The following is a 16,441-nucleotide window of genomic DNA, read 5'->3' as shown; positions in this document are numbered from 1 at the left end:
CAACATCAATGTTTACTGTGCCGCCGCCAGCGCGGGCTCGCAGAACGAGACATCGCCCATTTTTGAACCGGTGTGCTGCTCGATAAAGTCGGCACTCAACTCGATCACCCGGCGGTATTGCAGGTCGACGGTGATCATGTGATAGCAGTTGTCCAACAGGATCTTGGTCACCGGCCCCCCCAGGTGGCGTTCCACGTAGTCGGCGTTCCAGCGGCTGGTGATGTCGTCCTCGATGGAGTGCAGCACCAGCGCCGGGGTCTTGATCGACGGCATGCGTTTCTTCACCACCGCATTCATCCAGTGCAGCTCGCGCACAGTGACGCCTTCCATGGTCAACAACCCGGCCTCGCTGCTCTCGCCCTCCTTCATCTGCCGCTCGACGATGGCCCGCAGGCGTTCGTTCTTGATGCCGTAGGGCGGCTTCTCGGTAAAACGGAACAGGCGCACACCGAACGGAATACGGATCAGCAACGGCGTGATGAACGCAAATTTGTTGATGCTCCAGCCGTCGTACTTGAGGGTCGTGGAGTACATCAGCAACCCGGCGACCTGGCCCGGAAACTCCGAGGCCAGGTACATCGACATTACCGCGCCCATGGACAAGCCACCGACGAACACCTGCGCATGGCGCTGCTGCACGCCGACAAAGGTCTTGCGCACGCCCTCGTACCAGTCGCGCCAACCGGTGGCCTGCAGGTCTTCGTTGCCCCCGCAGTGCCCGGCCAGGGTCGGCACATACACGGTGCAGTTGCCCTCCTTGGCCAGGCCCTGGGCGACCCGACGCAACTCGGTCGGGGTGCCGGTCAGGCCGTGGATCAACAAGACCCCGACCGGACCGTTGCCGAGAACGAAGCCGGCGTTGCCTTCGCCGAGATCGATATCGGCCGGGTTCACCGCTTCATCGCTCGAGTCAGCAGTTGCTCCAGCAGCTTCAAGCCCAGGTCGATTTCCGGGTAGCTGATTTCCAGGGACGGCGCCAGGGTGATCACGTTCTTGTAGTAGCCGCCCACATCAAGGATCAGCCCGAGCTTCTGGCCGTCTACCAGCATGTCGCCTTTCATGCCCTCGTCAACCATGTAGTCCAGGGTCGCCTTGTCCGGGGTGAAGCCATCGGGACCGCAGATTTCACAACGCAGGGCCAGGCCCAGGCCATCGACGTCGCCGATGATCGGGAAGCGCTTTTGCAACTCTTGCAGACCTTCAAGGAAGTATTTGCCCTTGGCCATGACCATCGCGCCGTAGTCGACTTCGCTGGTCATCTTGAACATTTCCAGGCCCACCGCCGTACCCAGCGGGTTGGAGGCGAAGGTGGAGTGGGTGGAACCCGGCGGGAAGATTTTCGGGTTGATCAACTCTTCCTTGGCCCAGATGCCGCCCAGGGGGTTGAGGCCGTTGGTCAGGGCCTTACCGAACACGATCACGTCCGGCTGCACATCGAAGTGCTCGATCGACCACAACTTACCGGTGCGCCAGAAGCCCATCTGGATCTCATCGACCACCATCAGGATGCCGTGCTGGTCGAGCACCTGCTTGAGTTCGCTGTAGAAGTTCATCGGCGGGATCACGTAGCCGCCGGTGCCCTGGATCGGCTCGACGTAGAACGCTGCGTACTCGCTCTGGCCGACTTTCGGGTCCCACACACCGTTGTATTCAGTCTCGAACAGACGGGCGAACTGCTGCACGCAGTGGCTGCCGTACTCTTCCTTGGTCATGCCCTTGGGACCACGGAAGTGGTACGGGAACGGGATGAAGTTGGCGCGCTCGCCAAAGTGGCCGTAGCGGCGACGGTAGCGATAGCTGGAGGTGATGGACGACGCACCGAGGGTACGCCCGTGGTAACCGCCCTCGAAGGCGAACATCAGGCTCTTGCCGTTGGTGGCGTTACGCACCACCTTCAGCGAGTCCTCAATGGACTGCGAACCGCCGACGTTGAAATGCACCCGACCATCGAGGCCGAATTTTTTCTTGGCATCCACCGCGATCATTTCCGACAGCTCGATCTTGCCCTTGTGCAGGTACTGGCTGGCGATTTGCGGCAGGGTGTCGATCTGCTGTTTCAGCGCATTGTTCAGGCGCGGGTTGGCATAACCGAAGTTGACCGCCGAGTACCACATTTGCAGGTCGAGGTAGGCCTGGTCTTCGGTGTCCCACACGTAGGAGCCTTCGCAACGGCTGAAGATACGCGGCGGGTCGATGTAGTGGACGGTGTCGCCGTAGGAGCAGTATTTGGCTTCTTTATCCAGCAGAACCTGGTCTTCGGCGGTAGCGATACGGATATCAGACATGATGAAAGAGTTCCTGATTTTCGGAAGTGAAATGGGTGGCGTTGGCGGCGATGCCCTGGGGCAGCCTGGCCAGCAAGGCCGGCAGTTCGGCAAAGGTGTCGAAGCGCAGATGGGGGATGGCGTGGGCCTGGCAGTACTGGGCCAGGCTGCCCTTGGCGAAAACAAAATCGGCGGTGGTCGAGACGCACATATCGGACTTGCCGTCGCCGATCACCAACACCCGTTTGTTACGCGGGGTGGACTTGCATTTGCAGTTGCCCGAGGCCGCGCGGCAAGCGTCGCTGGCATGGGGGAAGTCGATGCGCCAGCTGTTCTGGTCAACCTGGCGCAGGCGGTTGGCGATGATCGGCAGCAGGGTCACGTAGTTGCGCGAAAGGATCCGCGCGATGCCTTGCTCGATGCCGTCGCTGACCACTTCAAGGGACGCGCCCAGGCCAAGGACATGGTCGACGAAGTCCGGGAAGTCCGGGTCGATCTCGACGGTGTCGAAATACGCCAGCAGTTCGGCCGGTGTCGCCTTGATCAATGCCAGTTGGCGGCTCAGGCATTCGCGGGAACCGATATGGCCATCCAGCCATTGTTGCTCGATGGTTTCCCACTCGGGGCCGGCGAAGCGTTGGAGAACATTGTCGATGACATCGGTGGGTGTGATGGTCCCATCGAAGTCACACACGATATGCCAGTCATTCATCTGCGTTTACCTTGGAGATGACAGCGCGGATGCGCTTGTACCAGGGTTAGAGCAGGGACTGTGCCAAGTGCACAAAACCCAATGGGGCCGGGCTTCTGCCGCATGTCGCGGTGAAATACCCAGCGCCCAAGCTACAATTTTTGTAGGTCGCTACAAACAACATGAGTGCTTGCGTAGGGCCCTGCGCCTGCGCGTTCATGCGCGCATATTTTGCAAGAGGAGCAAGCAATATGTTCAGGGTGACTTCGCGGGTATTCGCCGGCGTCCTGGGGCTGTGGATGGGTTCGGCAGCAGCGGCCGACATCAGCGGCGAGGTGGGCCTGGGCCTGAGCTATCAGCCACGGGAACCCGCCGCCAGCCGCTATCAGACCGTGCCGGTGCCCTACTTCGACCTGGATTGGGGAGATGTCAGCCTCGATACCGATGACGGCCTGACCTGGAGTGCGCTCAACAGCAATGGCTTGAGTGCCGGGCCGTACCTCAATTACCTGGCGGGACGCACGGCCAACGGGCCGCTGAAGGGCCTGCGGGATGTATCGGACATGGCCGAGGTCGGCGGGTTTATCCAGTACGCGCCAGCGGACTTCTGGCGGGTCTACGCGCAACTGGGGCGGGCCGTGGGCGGTGCCCGCGCGCAAAGCGGCGTGCTCGGCAAGCTCGGCGGAGAACTGGGTTACCCGTTGGGCGGCGCGGTGATTGGCAGCACGGGGCTGGTCGCGCATTTTGCCGATGGCCGCCAGACCCAGACGTTTTTCGGGGTGGATGAGCAGGAAGCGGCAGGCTCCGGGATTCGCCCGTACAACGCCAGCGGCGGGTTCCAGAACCTGACACTGACCCAGAGCGTGCAGATTCCCCTGGCGCCCAAATGGTCGTTGCTGGCCAGTGCCAGTTGGGTGCATCTGCTGGGATCAGCGGCGGACAGCAGCATCGTGCGCCAGACCGGCGAGGTGAACCAGGGACAGGTGCAGACGGCGATCAGCTACACCTTCGATTGATTGTGTGGAAGCGGGCTTGCCCGCGATAGCATCACCGCGGTGTAGCTGATACACCACGGCGCCTGCATCGTGGGCAAGCCCGCTCCCATATTTGTCCGTCATTCCAGTCTGGGCTCAGTTTTCTTCGCCCTCGGCCAGCAGTGCAATCCCGCCAATAATCACCACCACGCCCACCCAGTGCAGGAAGCTGATGTGCTCGCCCAGCCCCAACCACGAGCCGAGCAGCACCACCACAAACACCAGCGAACTCAGGGGGAAGGCCAGGGACAGGCTGCTGCGCCGCAGGATCAGCATCCACACAAAGAACGCGCCGATATAGCAGGCGATCGCCGCGAGGATCCCCGGGTTGACCGCCACCGCCGCCAACCATTGCCAATTGAAATCCATCTGGCCAATTTGATCGCCAGCCACCTTGGTAAACAACTGGCCGGCGCTTTCGGTGAGGATCAACAACGCCCATAACACTACGGTGCCCAGGCGCCCATGCAGCCAGCCAACCGGACGGATAGCCATCTCTTGCGAACTCATGATTGTGCTCCTGCTACAGCCACCAACATCACGCCGGCGGTAATCACCATCGTGCCCAGCCAGCGCCGGCGGCTGACGGTTTCGCCCAGTATCACCTTGCCCGCCAACACCACCCCGCAGTAAGCCAGTGCGGCGGCCGGGAACAACAGGCTCAACGGCGCGCGGGACAAGGCTTCAAGCCAGACAAAGAATTCGATGACATAGGCGCCGATGCCCGCCCACAGCAACGGCGCATTAAACACCTGGCCCCAGAAGGCATTCAGGCGAAAACCGCCTTCGAGTTCGGGCAAGCGGTCCAGGCCCAATTTGAAACACAACTGGCCGATCACATCGAGAACGATGGAAAAGGCCACCAGCAACACGACGGTCAGGGTCACGGGAACAGCTCCTCGAACAGGTTGATCAACGCTTCATTGGTGGTGGCGTTACGCAGCAGATCCTCAGCGCTCCAGCGTGCGGCCGGCGGCTGGTCGGACTTGGCTTCCCAGCGCTTGAAGGCGTTGCTGAACGCAGGCTGGGCAAACTCACCACATACGTCGATGCCAAGGATCCGCTTGCTCGCCGCCAACGCACGCAGGGCTTGCAGCAGGTGCGTCAAGCGCATGCCGCCCTGGTCCCAGTTGGTGGCCGCGTCTTCGCTGGCCAGCACATCCTTGTCGAGGGTGATCCATACCGCCTCGGTGGGCAGGCTGGCGATCATTTGCTCAAGGAATGCAGGCCAGTCGAGCTCAGCGAGGTTGCGCCAGTGCAGGTGGTTTTCCTGTTGTGCATGGCCGGCGCCATCCCCTACCCGACCCCAGACTTTCGACGGCGCGTGCTGCCAGGGAAACAACTGCAAATGCCCGCGCTTCAGGGCGCCAAGATTGCCGCCGCGCAGTTGCGGGTTATGCAGGTCATCGCTGCACGGGCCGAGGGTGACGATGCGCTGGATCGCCGGCATCTTCAGGGCCTGATTGACCCATGAGCCGCAGTGTCGGCGCGGGGCCAGGCGTACCCAGTCGGGGTGGTTGTCGAAGTGGATCAGGCTGATAGGTTCCTGCACTTCGGCGAGAAAAGCCGGGGTCAGGTGGTGATAGTCGCCGGAGCCGACAAAGAAGATTTCCGGGCGCGCCGTGCTTGGCCGGGGCCGTTGGGCCAGGCGCTGGACAAAGCGTTTCCAGGTTTTTTCGGTGGACCACAGGCGCAGTTTCGGGCCCAGGTCGAGCAGGTCCAGGCGCGTCGCTTGACCACTGGCCAGACGCCGGGCGATGGGTGCCTGGGCTGTGAGGCTGTGGTCGAGATCAAGAATATTCAAGGTAATGTTTCACCCCCTGGCAGTGCCCAGCCGCTTACCGGCGGGGCTTTAGGGGGGTAATGCAAGGGATGGGCCAGGAACCCATGTGGCTTGCTCGCCAAGGCGGTGGGTCAGTCAAGAGATACTTAGCTGATCTACCGCTTTCGCGAGCAAGCCCGCTCCCACATTTGGTCGGTGGTGTTTGTTAGCTTTTGGCTTCGTTGATGATCTGGCGGATTGCACCGACAAACGCTTCAACCGGCTGCCCACCACTGACCGCGTACTGGTCGTTGAACACGATGGTCGGCACCGAACTCACCCCGCGTGATACCCACAGCTGCTCCTGCTCGCGGACTTCTGCGGCGTACTCGTCCGAGGCCAGAACCTCGGCTGCGCGCTTGAGGTCCAGGCCAACGCTCTCGGCAATGATTGCCAACGTGGCGTGGTCGGACGGGTCCTGGCCATCGCTGAAGTAAGCCTTGAACAGCGCTTCCTTGAGGTTGTACTGCAAGCCCTCGAGCCCGGCCCAATGCAGCAGGCGATGGGCGTCGAAGGTGTTGTAGATACGGCTTTGGCCATCGGTACGAAACGCAAAGCCCAGGGCGGCGCCCATGTCGCGGATGCGCGCGCGGTTGGCCTGGGACTCTTCGGCAGTGGAGCCGTATTTCTCGGTGATGTGCTCGGTGATGTTCTGCCCTTCGGCGGGCATGTTCGGGTTCAGCTCGAAGGGCTGGAAGTGGATCTCGGCCTGCACTTCGGCGCCCAGTTGGTCCAGGGCTTCGGTCAGGCCGCGCAGGCCGATGACGCACCAGGGGCAGGACACGTCGCTGACAAAGTCGATTTTCAGGGAAGTACTCATTCAGGCAACCTCGCAGGCATTACACGCCACAAAGTTCGCACCATACACCTCTACGCGGCCGTCATAAAACCTTGGCGGGGGCCAGGGGCTCAACCTGCGCCCAATGCGCCGCCTCTTCGCGGTGGGCTTGCAGGTACGGCAACACCGCCGCCAGCAACGGCGCCTTGAACGCTTCCTGAAAACGATGGGCCAGACCCGGGATCAGCCGCAACTGGCTGCCCTGGATATGCGCCGCCAGGTGCACACCATGCATCACCGGCAACAACGGGTCGGCCGTGCCATGCACCACCAGGGTCGGCACGCGCAGTTGGTTGAGCAATGGCACCCGGCTCGGTTCGGCAAGGATGGCCATGATCTGGCGCTTCACACCCTCGGGGTTGAATGCCCGGTCGTAAGACTGCGCCGCCTGCTGCAGCAACGCCTGGCGATCATCCTCAACCTGGGGGCTGCCCAGGGCGGCCAGCAAGTCGGCCTGCTGCTCCAGGGCCACTTCACGGTTGGGCGCACTGCGCCGCGACAGCAGCTGCACCAGCGCGGCATTCGGCGCGGGCAGGCCTTCGGCGCCGGAGCTGGTCATGATCAGGGTCAGGCTTTCTACGCGCTGCGGCGCCATCGCCGCCAGATGCTGGGCGATCATCCCGCCCATGCTCGCGCCCAGTACATGGAACTGGCGCACCTGCAACGCATCCATCAACCCCAGGGCGTCGTCGGCCATATCGGTCAGGGTGTAGGGCGCAGCCACCGGCAGGCCGAGTTTGTAGCGCAGCACTTCAAAGGTCAGGTTGGCGCTGGCCGGGGCCTGGCGCCAGGTGGACAGGCCAACGTCACGGTTGTCGTAGCGGATCACCCGAAAACCTTGTTGGCACAAGGCGACCACCACTTCGTCCGGCCAGTGGATCAACTGCCCGCCCAGGCCCATCACCAGCAGCAACGCGGGGTCGGAAGCACGGCCGATGCTCTGGTACGCCAGGCTCACCTGGTCCAGGGCGACCCGCTCAGTCGGGACATTGACATCACATCGAGAAGCCGCAAAAGACGGCAGGCCGAACAATAAGGCGGCCAGTAAAAGCAACACGCGCATGAAAAACACCGAAACGCAGAACCCCAGTAGAGCGCGAGTCTGATGAAGTTTGTTCAAGCGCGCTGCCACAGTTACGTGACAGTTTGATGAAGAGTGCCCAGCGGTCATGGTCGACAGAATTGGCAACATGAGACAAACTCACGCTATCCGAACTTGTCACAAATTATCTTCATGGAGAGCCCGTGCTCGAAATCCGTCATCTCAAGACCCTGCACGCTTTGCGCGAAGCCGACAGCCTGGTGGAAGCCGCCGAGCGCCTGCACCTGACCCAGTCGGCACTGTCCCACCAGTTCAAAGAGCTGGAAGAGCGCATGGGCATGCCGCTGTTTGTGCGCAAGACCAAACCGGTACGCTTCACCAGCGCCGGCCTGCGCCTGCTGCAACTGGCGGACGCCACCCTGCCGCTGCTGCGCGGTGCCGAACGGGATATCGCACGCCTGGCCGGCGGCACCGCCGGGCGCCTGCATATGGCGATCGAGTGCCACAGCTGCTTCCAGTGGCTGATGCCGACCATCGACCAGTTCCGCGATGCCTGGCCGGAAGTCGAGCTGGACCTGGCTTCCGGCTTTGCCTTCGCCCCGCTGCCAGCCCTGGCCCGTGGCGACCTGGACCTGGTAGTGACCTCCGACCCGCTGGAGCTGGCGGGCATCACCTATGTGCCGTTGTTCACCTACGAAGCGATGCTCGCCGTGGCCAACCAGCACGCCCTGGCCAATAAGCCGTACATCGTGCCCGAGGATCTGCTCAGCGAAACCCTGATCACCTACCCGGTGGAGCGCGACCGCCTGGACATCTTCACCCGTTTCCTGGAGCCGGCCGACGTCGAGCCGGCCCAGGTCCGTACCTCGGAGCTGACGGTGATGATGATGCAGTTGGTGGCCAGCGGACGCGGCGTGTGTGGCATGCCCCACTGGGCGCTGCACGAGTACAGCTCGCGGGGTTATGTGAAGGCCAAGCGGTTGGGCGAGAGGGGTCTGTTTGCCACGCTGTACGCCGGGATCCGCGCGGATATGCTGGATGCGCCGTACATGCGCGACTTTTTGCTGACGGCCAAGGACACCTCGTTTTCGACCCTGGATGGGGTCAGCGCAGTCCGTTGATTGCTCACGCGCTGCGCCGTTGCTCCAGCATCAGGCGCACCGCCAGGGCGGCCAGCACAAACCCCATGAAATAACGCTGCACCGCCAGCCACGTGGGGTTGTGGATAAACCAGGCGGCGATGCTCGCGGCGCACAGCGAGATCAGCAGGTTGACCACAAAGCTGACGCTGATCTGGGTAAAGCCCAGCATCAGGCTCTGGGTGAAGACCGAACCGTGCTCCGGGGTGATGAACTGCGGGAATACCGACAGGTAGAACACCGCGATTTTCGGGTTCAGGGCACTGGTCAGAAAGCCCATGGTCACCAGCTTGCGCGGCGAGTCGGCGGGCAGTTGCTGGGCCTCGAACGGCGAACGGGCGCCCGGTCTCACTGCTTGCCAGGCCAGCCATAGCAGGTATAGCGCGCCGGCCCATTTCAGCACTTCATAGGCCACCGGCACCGTGAGAAACACTGCGGTCAACCCGGCAGCCGCGGCGAACAGGTGCACAAAAAAACCTGCGACCACCCCCAGTAACGACGTGACCCCGGCCTTGCGGCCCTGGCAGATCGAGCGGGAGATCAGGTAGATCATGTTCGGCCCGGGCGTGAGTACCAGCAGCAGCGAGGCGGCGGCAAAAATCAGCAGTTCATTGAGGGGGATCACGGCTCAGTCCTTTGCGCCCGACAGTTCAGGCAGTAGTGGTCAGCGATGCGCGATAAAACGGCAGGATCAAGTCACGTGTCAAGGGCGCTAGTTGCAGGCCGCCGTCGCCGGCCGGGTCGATCCAGCGCACTTCTTCGATCTCGGCAGCGGGCGTTACCGGCACGTCGATACGCACTTCAAACAGCTCGGCCGCCACGGTAAACCCCGGCTCGTTGGCCGCCGGCGCCGAGAAGTGGCCCAGGTAGTGTGCCTGGGCCGAGTCGATACGCAGCCCCAGCTCTTCGTACAGCTCACGTGCCAGGGCCTGCACCGGTTGTTCGCCCGCGTCGATCTTGCCGCCCGGCTGCATGAACGCCTGGGTGCCGCGCTTGCGCACCAGCAGGGTCTGGCCGTCGCTGCCGATCAACAGGGCGGCGGCGATACGGATGGTCTGGGACATGAAATAAACGCCTTGGAGTAAAGGCCGCAAAGGATCACACGACCCTGCGCTGCGCTGCCAGCTTTGTGGCCGATTTTTTGTGATGACGGGTTTGTTGTGGCGAGCGGGCTTGCCCGCGCTGGGCGGCGAAGCCGCCCCAGACCACCCACCGAGCTCCAACTGAGAAAACACGGTGGCCTGATTAGGACTGCTTCGCAGCCCAGCGCGGGCAAGCCCGCTCGCCACAACAAGGCTGGTCGCCCCCTTGCCACAGGTTGTGTGATTTTTTATTGAGCGGGGAGCGGTTCGTCAGGCTCCTTGATGAACACGCTGTACTTGGCGCCTTCCATCGCTTCAAAGGCGATCAGCTTGTCCACCAGCGGCAGGTTCAGCACCTTGCCAGCGTTGAGCAACAGCATGCCGTTGTCGGCATTGAGATTGCGCGCCAGGATCATGCCTTCGGCCAATTCCCGCGTGCCAAGCACCTTGACCGTCGGGTCGCCCAGGGTCACGTCGCTGAGGAAGGCCGCACAGGCCTGGACGAAGTCTTCCACCATATCCGGGTCATACAGGCGCCCGGCGTATTTGCGGATGTACAGCAGCGCTTCGTCGCTGTTCATCTGCCGCTCCAGAATCAAGCCGCGCTGCAATTCGATAAAGTCCACCGCCAACTTCAGCAAACGCGAGCCAAACGGAATCCCATCGCCCTTGAGGTGGTCGGGGAAACCACTGCCGTCCCAGCGTTCCTGGTGATGGCGGATGATGCGCGCCGCATCCTTCATCGGCTCCAGGGTCATCAGCAGCGATTCGCTTTGGGTCGGGTAGGTGCGATACAGCTCGCGGTCGGTGCTGTGCAACAGGTCGGCGGGAGCGATCATCATCCTGTCGGTCCAGCTCAACTTGCCGACGTTGTACAGCGCCGCAGCCATGGTCAGGTCGCGCACACTGGACTCATCCATCGACTGGGCTCGGCAGTACACCCGGATCAGCTCGATCAATGGGCGGTTGGTCTGTTTTTCCTTGGGCAGGCGCAGGTTGGCCAGCAGGGAAAAGACTTCGGTGCCGGTCACGTAGCTGCGTTTGAGTTCATCGTAGGCCAGGTCAAGCATGTCGGCGGTCTGTTGCAGCTCGCTGGTGCGCGAGAGGACGCGCTTTTCCAGGGTGGCATTGAGCGCCTTGAGTTGATCGTTCTGTTCGCGGGTCAGTTGCTCCAGGCGCAGCCTTTCGCGATCGGAAAACTGATGCTCCAGGGACTGGCGCAGGATCAGGAGCAGTTCATCATCGTTCCACGGCTTGCTGATATAGCGGTGGATCTGCCCCTCGTTGATGGCCTTGATGATCATCGTCAGGTCGGCGTAGCCCGTCAGCAGGATGCGCGACGTCGCCGGGTACAGGCGATGGGTTTCGGCCAGCAACGTCGCCCCGTCCATGGCCGGCATCCGGGCGTCGGTCATGACCAGGTCCACGGGTTGGGCCGCCATGATTTCCAGCGCCTGGGCACCGCTGCCGGCCAGCAAGACGTCATAAGGCTGACCGCGCAGCAGGCGGCGCAGGCTGTTGAGGATCGACTCTTCATCATCGACCAGCAAAACCGTGGGCCTGTAGGGAGAAGTTGTAGCGAGTTGCTCATCCATGGCGACACCTACTCAAACTTGAACTAGATTTAACCCTTGCACCTGCCGTTGACTGCGCGGTGCTTGCCCAGGCAATCAGCGCTCTACGTCAAAGGGTGAGCTGCCGTTGATTTGACGCCAACTGGCCGACTAATTCAAGGGAGCCGACTACGCTTGTACATAGAGTCAGCAATTGACTCACTCCTCTCACCCGTTGCGGAAAGGAATCCTTATGCACCCCTCCATGTTGTTGCATGCCGATGGGTCCGGGTCATGAGCCAGCGCCCTAAACATGCAAACCGACGCATTCTGATCGTTGACGATACGGCCTCTATCCATCAGGACTTCCGCAAAATCCTCTGTGCCGAGGCCATCGCTGACCAGACGCTGGAAAGTATCGAGCAAAGCCTGTTCGGTACGGCACCCGCGGTTCACCAGCGCTACACCCTGGACTCCGCCTACCAGGGCCAGGAAGCCCTGGCGTTGGTGAGCCAGGCGCTGGCTGATGGCGCGCCATACGCCCTGGCGTTCATCGACATGCGCATGCCGCCGGGATGGGATGGCCTGGAGACCATCGAGCAGCTGTGGAACATCGACTCCAACCTGCAAATCGCCCTGTGTACCGCCTATTCCGACTACTCCTTCGAAGCGATTGAAGCGCGCCTGAAGTTCAGCGATCAGTTGCTGATCCTGAAAAAACCCTTCGACCATCTGGAAATCCGTCAGATGGCCAGTGCCCTGACCTGGAAATGGCAGTTGGCACAGGATGCGCTGCTCAAGGTGTCGAACCTGGAGCGCACGATCGAAGAACGGGTCCAGGAACTGCTCAAGGTCTCGCACCTGCTGCAATACGATGCCCTCACCGGCCTGCCCAACAGCACGTTGCTCGGCGACCGACTGACGCAGGCCATTGCCCTGGGCCGGCGCCACGATACTCAACTGGCCGTGATGTTTATTGGCCTGGACCGCTTCAAGCGTATCAACAACGCCCTGGGCCACCCCGTGGGCGATCAAGTGTTGCAACAGGTCGGCGAGGACCTGGCGGCAACGGTCCGCAAATCCGACTCGGTGTTCCGCTATGGCGCCGACGAGTTCGTGATGATCCTCAACGACATTCATCACCCCCAGCAAACCAAAAGCATTGCCGAGAAGGTCCTCAAGGCTCTGGGCCGCACCCGCCATGTGGCGGGCCATGACCTGCGTGTCACTGCCAGCCTTGGCATCAGCATTTACCCCAATGACAGTTTCAACGCCGTGGAGCTGATCAAGAAGGCGGAAACCGCCATGCGTAACGTCAAGGAACAGGGGCCGGACAACTTCAGCTTTTTTATCGAAGACATGAACCTCATCGCGCGCCAGCAGCAGACCCTGGAGGCCGCTATCCGCCTGGCCCTGGAGCGCGATGAGTTCGTCTTGCACTATCAGCCGAAGCTGGACTTGAAGAGTGGGCGGATTGTCGGCGCCGAAGCGTTGATTCGCTGGTTTCAACCGGCTCATGGCTGGGTCTACCCATCGGACTTCATCCCGATGGCCGAAGACAGCGGCCTGATCGTGCCCTTGAGCCAGTGGGTCTTGCGCCAGGCTTGCGAACAGGCGCAACGCTGGCAAGCCCAGGGCTTGGCGCCCATTTGTGTCTCGGTGAACATCTCGGCTATCGACTTCCGTCAGCGCGAGTTTGTCAGCAACCTTGCGACCATACTCGAGCAGACAGGGTTGGCGCCCGCCCTGCTGGAGCTGGAGATTACCGAAAGTGTATTGATGCAAAACGTCGAGGACACTATTGCCATCCTGCACGAGATCAAAAAAATGGGGGTGCGGCTGGCCATTGATGACTTCGGCACCGGCTACTCCAGCCTCAGTTACCTGCGGCGCTTTCCCGTCGATGTGCTAAAAATCGACCAGTCGTTTGTTCGTGGCCTGGGCGAGAACACCCAGGACATGCAATTGATCAGTGCCATTATCAGCCTGGGCAAGAGCCTGGACCTCAATATCATTGCCGAGGGCGTGGAGACCGTCGAACAACTGGAGTTCCTCAAGGCCCGGCACTGCGAGGAGGGCCAGGGCTATCTGTTCAGCAAAGCCGTGGCGGCCGAGGATTTTGCCCGGCTGCTGCAAACCGGCCCACATCATCTGATGCCGGATCAATGATTCTCTGCTCACAAGGAATTGAAGTTGAGCAATACATCACCGCGTTACCCGTCGGTATGGGTCATAAGCCTGGTATTCGGCGTATGGCTGGGCGGTTCAACGGCACTCGCAGCGCCACTCGATGAGGCGCTCAAACCGCTGCCTGGAACGCCGGTGCTGGATGCCGCCCGTGTCGAGTTGGGGCGTCGGCTGTTCAATGAAACGCGTCTTTCGATCAATAACACCCTGTCGTGCGCCAGTTGCCATCGCCTGGACAAAGGCGGCGCGGATGACAAACCCTTCTCCCTGGGCTTCGACGGCAAGCCCGTGGCCCTCAACACGCCCACGGTGTTCAACGCCAGCCTGAACTTCAAACAGTTTTGGAACGCCCGGGCAGACACCCTGGAGGCACAGATCGAACAAGTGGTGACCAGCCCCGTGGAAATGGGTAACACCTGGCCAACCGTGGTCGCGACGCTGTCCGCTGCGCCTGAATATCAACGCGCATTCACCCAGGCGTACCCCGATGGCGTCACGGCCGCCAACGTGCAGAATGCCCTGGCCACGTACGAACGCACCCTGCTCGCGCCCAATTCACGCTTCGACCAGTACCTGCTGGGCAACACCGACATCCTCAGCTATGACGAAAAACAGGGCTACCTGCGCTTCAAGGAGTACGGTTGTATTGCCTGTCATCAAGGGGTCAACATCGGGGGCAACATGTACCAGAAGTTCGGCGTGCTGGGTGACTACTTCAAGGACCGCGGCAACCCGGTGGACGCGGACCTGGGGCGCTACCTGGTCACCCTGGATGAGGAAGACCGCCATGTGTTCAAAGTGCCCAGCCTGCGTAACGTCGCCGTCACCGCCCCGTACTTTCACGACGCCTCGGCCAAGACCCTGGACGAGGCGATCGACGTGATGTTCAAGTACCAGTTGGGACGCACGCCGTCGGCGGATGACAAGGCCCGGATTGCGCTGTTCCTCAAGACACTGACCGGCGAGTGGGAGGGCAAGCCGCTATGAAGCTGACTCGCCGCGCCAGCCTGGCCCTGCTCGGTTTCGTCACTTTAGTGCTGGCCTCGATCCTGGTTTTTTTGTACATCAAGTCTTCCACCGACCAGAGCAGCAACTACACCCCGTCCCGGGACCTGATCCGCCATATCAAGCAATTGAACGCGCAATGGGACAGCGAGGTGCTCAAGGCGCGGATCGCCCTGACCCACAACTACGACCCGCTGGTCGCGCCCCTCAACGAGATGAACAGCCTCTGGGCCGAGCTGGAGGTGCGCGAGCACCTGCACCAGCATGCCGATCCAACCAAATGGCAATGGGAACAGAACAACTATCGAGCGGCGGTCGAGGAAAAAGCGCGGCTGGTGGACCAGTTCAAATCCCATAACGCCTTGCTGCGCAACTCCCTGGCCTTCCTGCCGACCGCCGAGGACGATATCCAGGCGCAGTTCGGACTGCTGGACGACAACAGCCGCCTGCAGTTGCAAGACGTTACCAGCGACACCTACGACTTGTTGCTCAGCAGTCTTGAGTTCGCGCTGGTTGCCAATAATGACAAGGCCGCAGAGATTCTTGTCGGGTTGAACAAACTGGCGATCAACAAAGAACACCTGCCTGGGGATTTCCAGAGCCCTATCGAGCTTCTCAGCAAGCACATTGCCCTGATTCTGCGTGAGCAACCGGTGGTCAACAGTTTGCTTGAGCGCATCGCCGCAATCCCGCTGTCCGAGCACTTGGACGTCATGACCAACCAACTCGACCAGGATCAACGGGTCGCCGAACTGACCGAGCAGAAGTACCACCGTTACCTGCTGGTGTTTTCGACGTTATTGATGCTGGTACTGGTGTACCTGGCTGTTCGCCTGTTACGCAGCTTCGCCGAGATCAACCGGGTCAACCGCGCCCTGCAGGCCGCCAACGAAAGCCTCGAACAACGGGTCGAGGAACGCACCCGGGAACTCAAGGACGCCCAGAGCGAGCTGCTCGACAGCGCCCGCCAGGCCGGCATGGCGGAAATCGCCACGAATGTGCTGCACAACGTCGGCAACGTGCTCAACAGCGTGAATGTGTCCGCCGACCTGGTCACCCGTAAGCTGCGGGCCAGCAAGGCCCTGGGGCTGGGCAAGGCCATGCAGTTGATCAACGAGCATCCCCATGACCTGGGCACCTTCCTGACGGAGGATGACAAGGGCAAAATGTTGCCGGGATACCTCAATCAACTGGTGGACGCGATTGCCATCGAGCAGCAAGGCATGGCCGATGAACTGGTGCAGTTGACCAAGAGCGTCGACCACATCAAGGACATCGTCTCCACCCAGCAGTCCTATGCTGGCGCCTCCAAGCTGCTGGAACCGGTCCATATCAGCGCCCTGGTCGAAGACGCGCTGCGCATGAATTCCGGGGCCTTGAGTCGCCACCATGTCACCGTGGTCAAGGACTATCAGCCGGTCCCCGAGGTCATGGCCGACAAACACCGGTTGCTGTTGATTCTGGTGAACCTGATCAGCAACGCCAAGTACGCCATGTCCAACCTCAGCGACCGGCCACGCCAGATAACCCTGACGGTCCAGGCCGTGGAGGGCGACACCCTGCAGATCAGCGTCAAGGACGAAGGCGAAGGCATCCCCGCAGAGAACATGACGCGGATCTTTACCCATGGTTTTACCACCCGCAAGGAAGGCCACGGCTTCGGCCTGCACAGCTGTGCCCTGGCCGCCATCGAAATGAATGGTCACCTGACCGCACACAGCGATGGGCCCGGCCTGGGGGCCGTGTTTACCCTGCAAATCCCTCTTGAGCGTGCCGAGACCTGA

The 16,441-nt window shown here is 61.5% G+C and carries 16 protein-coding genes; 5 read left to right on the top strand and 11 right to left on the bottom strand.

Annotated elements, in window-relative coordinates; all coding sequences use genetic code 11:
* Positions 1–12 precede the first annotated feature (12 nt).
* From HBR94_RS02820 to HBR94_RS02810, 3 genes are read right to left on the bottom strand one after another with little or no spacing between them, the layout of a single operon-like run.
* Positions 13–894 (bottom strand): alpha/beta fold hydrolase, encoded by an 882-nt coding sequence (locus HBR94_RS02820; protein WP_170044110.1) that lies wholly within the window; start codon positions 892–894, stop codon positions 13–15.
* Positions 891–2,285, bottom strand: a complete 1,395-nt coding sequence (locus HBR94_RS02815) for an aminotransferase class III-fold pyridoxal phosphate-dependent enzyme (RefSeq protein ID WP_057438348.1) — start codon at positions 2,283–2,285, stop codon at positions 891–893. Before HBR94_RS02815 ends, HBR94_RS02820 begins: the two co-directional genes overlap by 4 nt.
* Complete coding sequence (locus HBR94_RS02810; RefSeq protein WP_057438346.1) at positions 2,278–2,976, bottom strand: MtnX-like HAD-IB family phosphatase; 699 nt, start codon at positions 2,974–2,976, stop codon at positions 2,278–2,280. The genes HBR94_RS02815 and HBR94_RS02810 overlap by 8 nt, the downstream gene beginning before the upstream one ends.
* Before the next feature lie 230 nt (positions 2,977–3,206).
* Between HBR94_RS02810 and HBR94_RS02805 the strand changes: the two genes are divergently transcribed.
* Positions 3,207–3,971 carry a MipA/OmpV family protein gene (locus HBR94_RS02805; protein WP_057438345.1) on the top strand — a complete coding sequence of 255 codons (765 nt, stop codon included), beginning with the start codon at positions 3,207–3,209 and terminating at the stop codon, positions 3,969–3,971.
* A 114-nt stretch (positions 3,972–4,085) separates the two neighbouring features.
* On the opposite strand, the gene HBR94_RS02800 is transcribed toward HBR94_RS02805, so the two are convergent.
* From HBR94_RS02800 to HBR94_RS02780, 5 genes are all read right to left on the bottom strand, one after another.
* Positions 4,086–4,499, bottom strand: a complete 414-nt coding sequence (locus tag HBR94_RS02800) for an EamA family transporter (RefSeq protein ID WP_057438343.1) — start codon at positions 4,497–4,499, stop codon at positions 4,086–4,088.
* The gene (locus tag HBR94_RS02795; RefSeq protein ID WP_057438341.1) at positions 4,496–4,876 is read right to left on the bottom strand and encodes a transporter; all 381 of its coding nucleotides are present in this window, start codon (positions 4,874–4,876) and stop codon (positions 4,496–4,498) included. The genes HBR94_RS02800 and HBR94_RS02795 overlap by 4 nt, the downstream gene beginning before the upstream one ends.
* A complete protein-coding gene (locus tag HBR94_RS02790; RefSeq protein WP_170044109.1) occupies positions 4,873–5,793 on the bottom strand; it encodes an arginase in 921 nt (306 codons plus the stop codon). The genes HBR94_RS02795 and HBR94_RS02790 overlap by 4 nt, the downstream gene beginning before the upstream one ends.
* Before the next feature lie 184 nt (positions 5,794–5,977).
* Entirely contained in the window at positions 5,978–6,631 is a 654-nt protein-coding gene (locus HBR94_RS02785; protein ID WP_057438339.1) for a DsbA family oxidoreductase, read from the bottom strand.
* 61 nt (positions 6,632–6,692) lie between these two features.
* Positions 6,693–7,712 carry an alpha/beta hydrolase gene (locus HBR94_RS02780; RefSeq protein WP_170044108.1) on the bottom strand — a complete coding sequence of 340 codons (1,020 nt, stop codon included), beginning with the start codon at positions 7,710–7,712 and terminating at the stop codon, positions 6,693–6,695.
* Positions 7,713–7,894: 182 nt separating this feature from the next.
* Here HBR94_RS02780 and metR point away from each other — a divergent pair, with 182 nt between their 5' ends.
* Positions 7,895–8,812 carry a transcriptional regulator MetR gene (gene metR, locus HBR94_RS02775; RefSeq protein WP_169959708.1) on the top strand — a complete coding sequence of 306 codons (918 nt, stop codon included), beginning with the start codon at positions 7,895–7,897 and terminating at the stop codon, positions 8,810–8,812.
* A 4-nt stretch (positions 8,813–8,816) separates the two neighbouring features.
* Here metR and HBR94_RS02770 read toward each other — a convergent pair whose 3' ends face one another.
* The 3 genes from HBR94_RS02770 to HBR94_RS02760 form a co-directional block, all read right to left on the bottom strand.
* Complete coding sequence (locus tag HBR94_RS02770; RefSeq protein ID WP_057958583.1) at positions 8,817–9,455, bottom strand: LysE family translocator; 639 nt, start codon at positions 9,453–9,455, stop codon at positions 8,817–8,819.
* Positions 9,456–9,480: 25 nt separating this feature from the next.
* A complete protein-coding gene (locus HBR94_RS02765; RefSeq protein WP_170044107.1) occupies positions 9,481–9,894 on the bottom strand; it encodes an NUDIX domain-containing protein in 414 nt (137 codons plus the stop codon).
* Between the two features lie 266 nt (positions 9,895–10,160).
* Positions 10,161–11,507 (bottom strand): HD domain-containing phosphohydrolase, encoded by a 1,347-nt coding sequence (locus HBR94_RS02760; protein WP_057438331.1) that lies wholly within the window; start codon positions 11,505–11,507, stop codon positions 10,161–10,163.
* 252 nt (positions 11,508–11,759) lie between these two features.
* On the opposite strand from HBR94_RS02760, the gene HBR94_RS02755 reads away from it, so the two are divergent.
* The 3 genes from HBR94_RS02755 (at position 11,760) to HBR94_RS02745 (ending at position 16,441) form a co-directional block, all read left to right on the top strand.
* Entirely contained in the window at positions 11,760–13,634 is a 1,875-nt protein-coding gene (locus tag HBR94_RS02755; protein ID WP_170044106.1) for a GGDEF and EAL domain-containing protein, read from the top strand.
* A gap of 63 nt (positions 13,635–13,697) precedes the next feature.
* Positions 13,698–14,639: a cytochrome c peroxidase gene (locus HBR94_RS02750; protein WP_170044124.1), complete on the top strand. Its 942-nt coding sequence runs from the start codon at positions 13,698–13,700 to the stop codon at positions 14,637–14,639.
* Positions 14,636–16,441 (top strand): DAHL domain-containing protein, encoded by a 1,806-nt coding sequence (locus HBR94_RS02745; RefSeq protein WP_170044105.1) that lies wholly within the window; start codon positions 14,636–14,638, stop codon positions 16,439–16,441. The genes HBR94_RS02750 and HBR94_RS02745 overlap by 4 nt, the downstream gene beginning before the upstream one ends.

It is taken from the genome of Pseudomonas sp. WS 5412 (assembly GCF_012985615.1).
GTDB lineage: Bacteria > Pseudomonadota > Gammaproteobacteria > Pseudomonadales > Pseudomonadaceae > Aquipseudomonas > Aquipseudomonas shahriarae.
The sequence above is the reverse complement of the archived record's forward strand: the minus strand, read 5'-3'. Positions and strand labels throughout refer to the sequence as shown.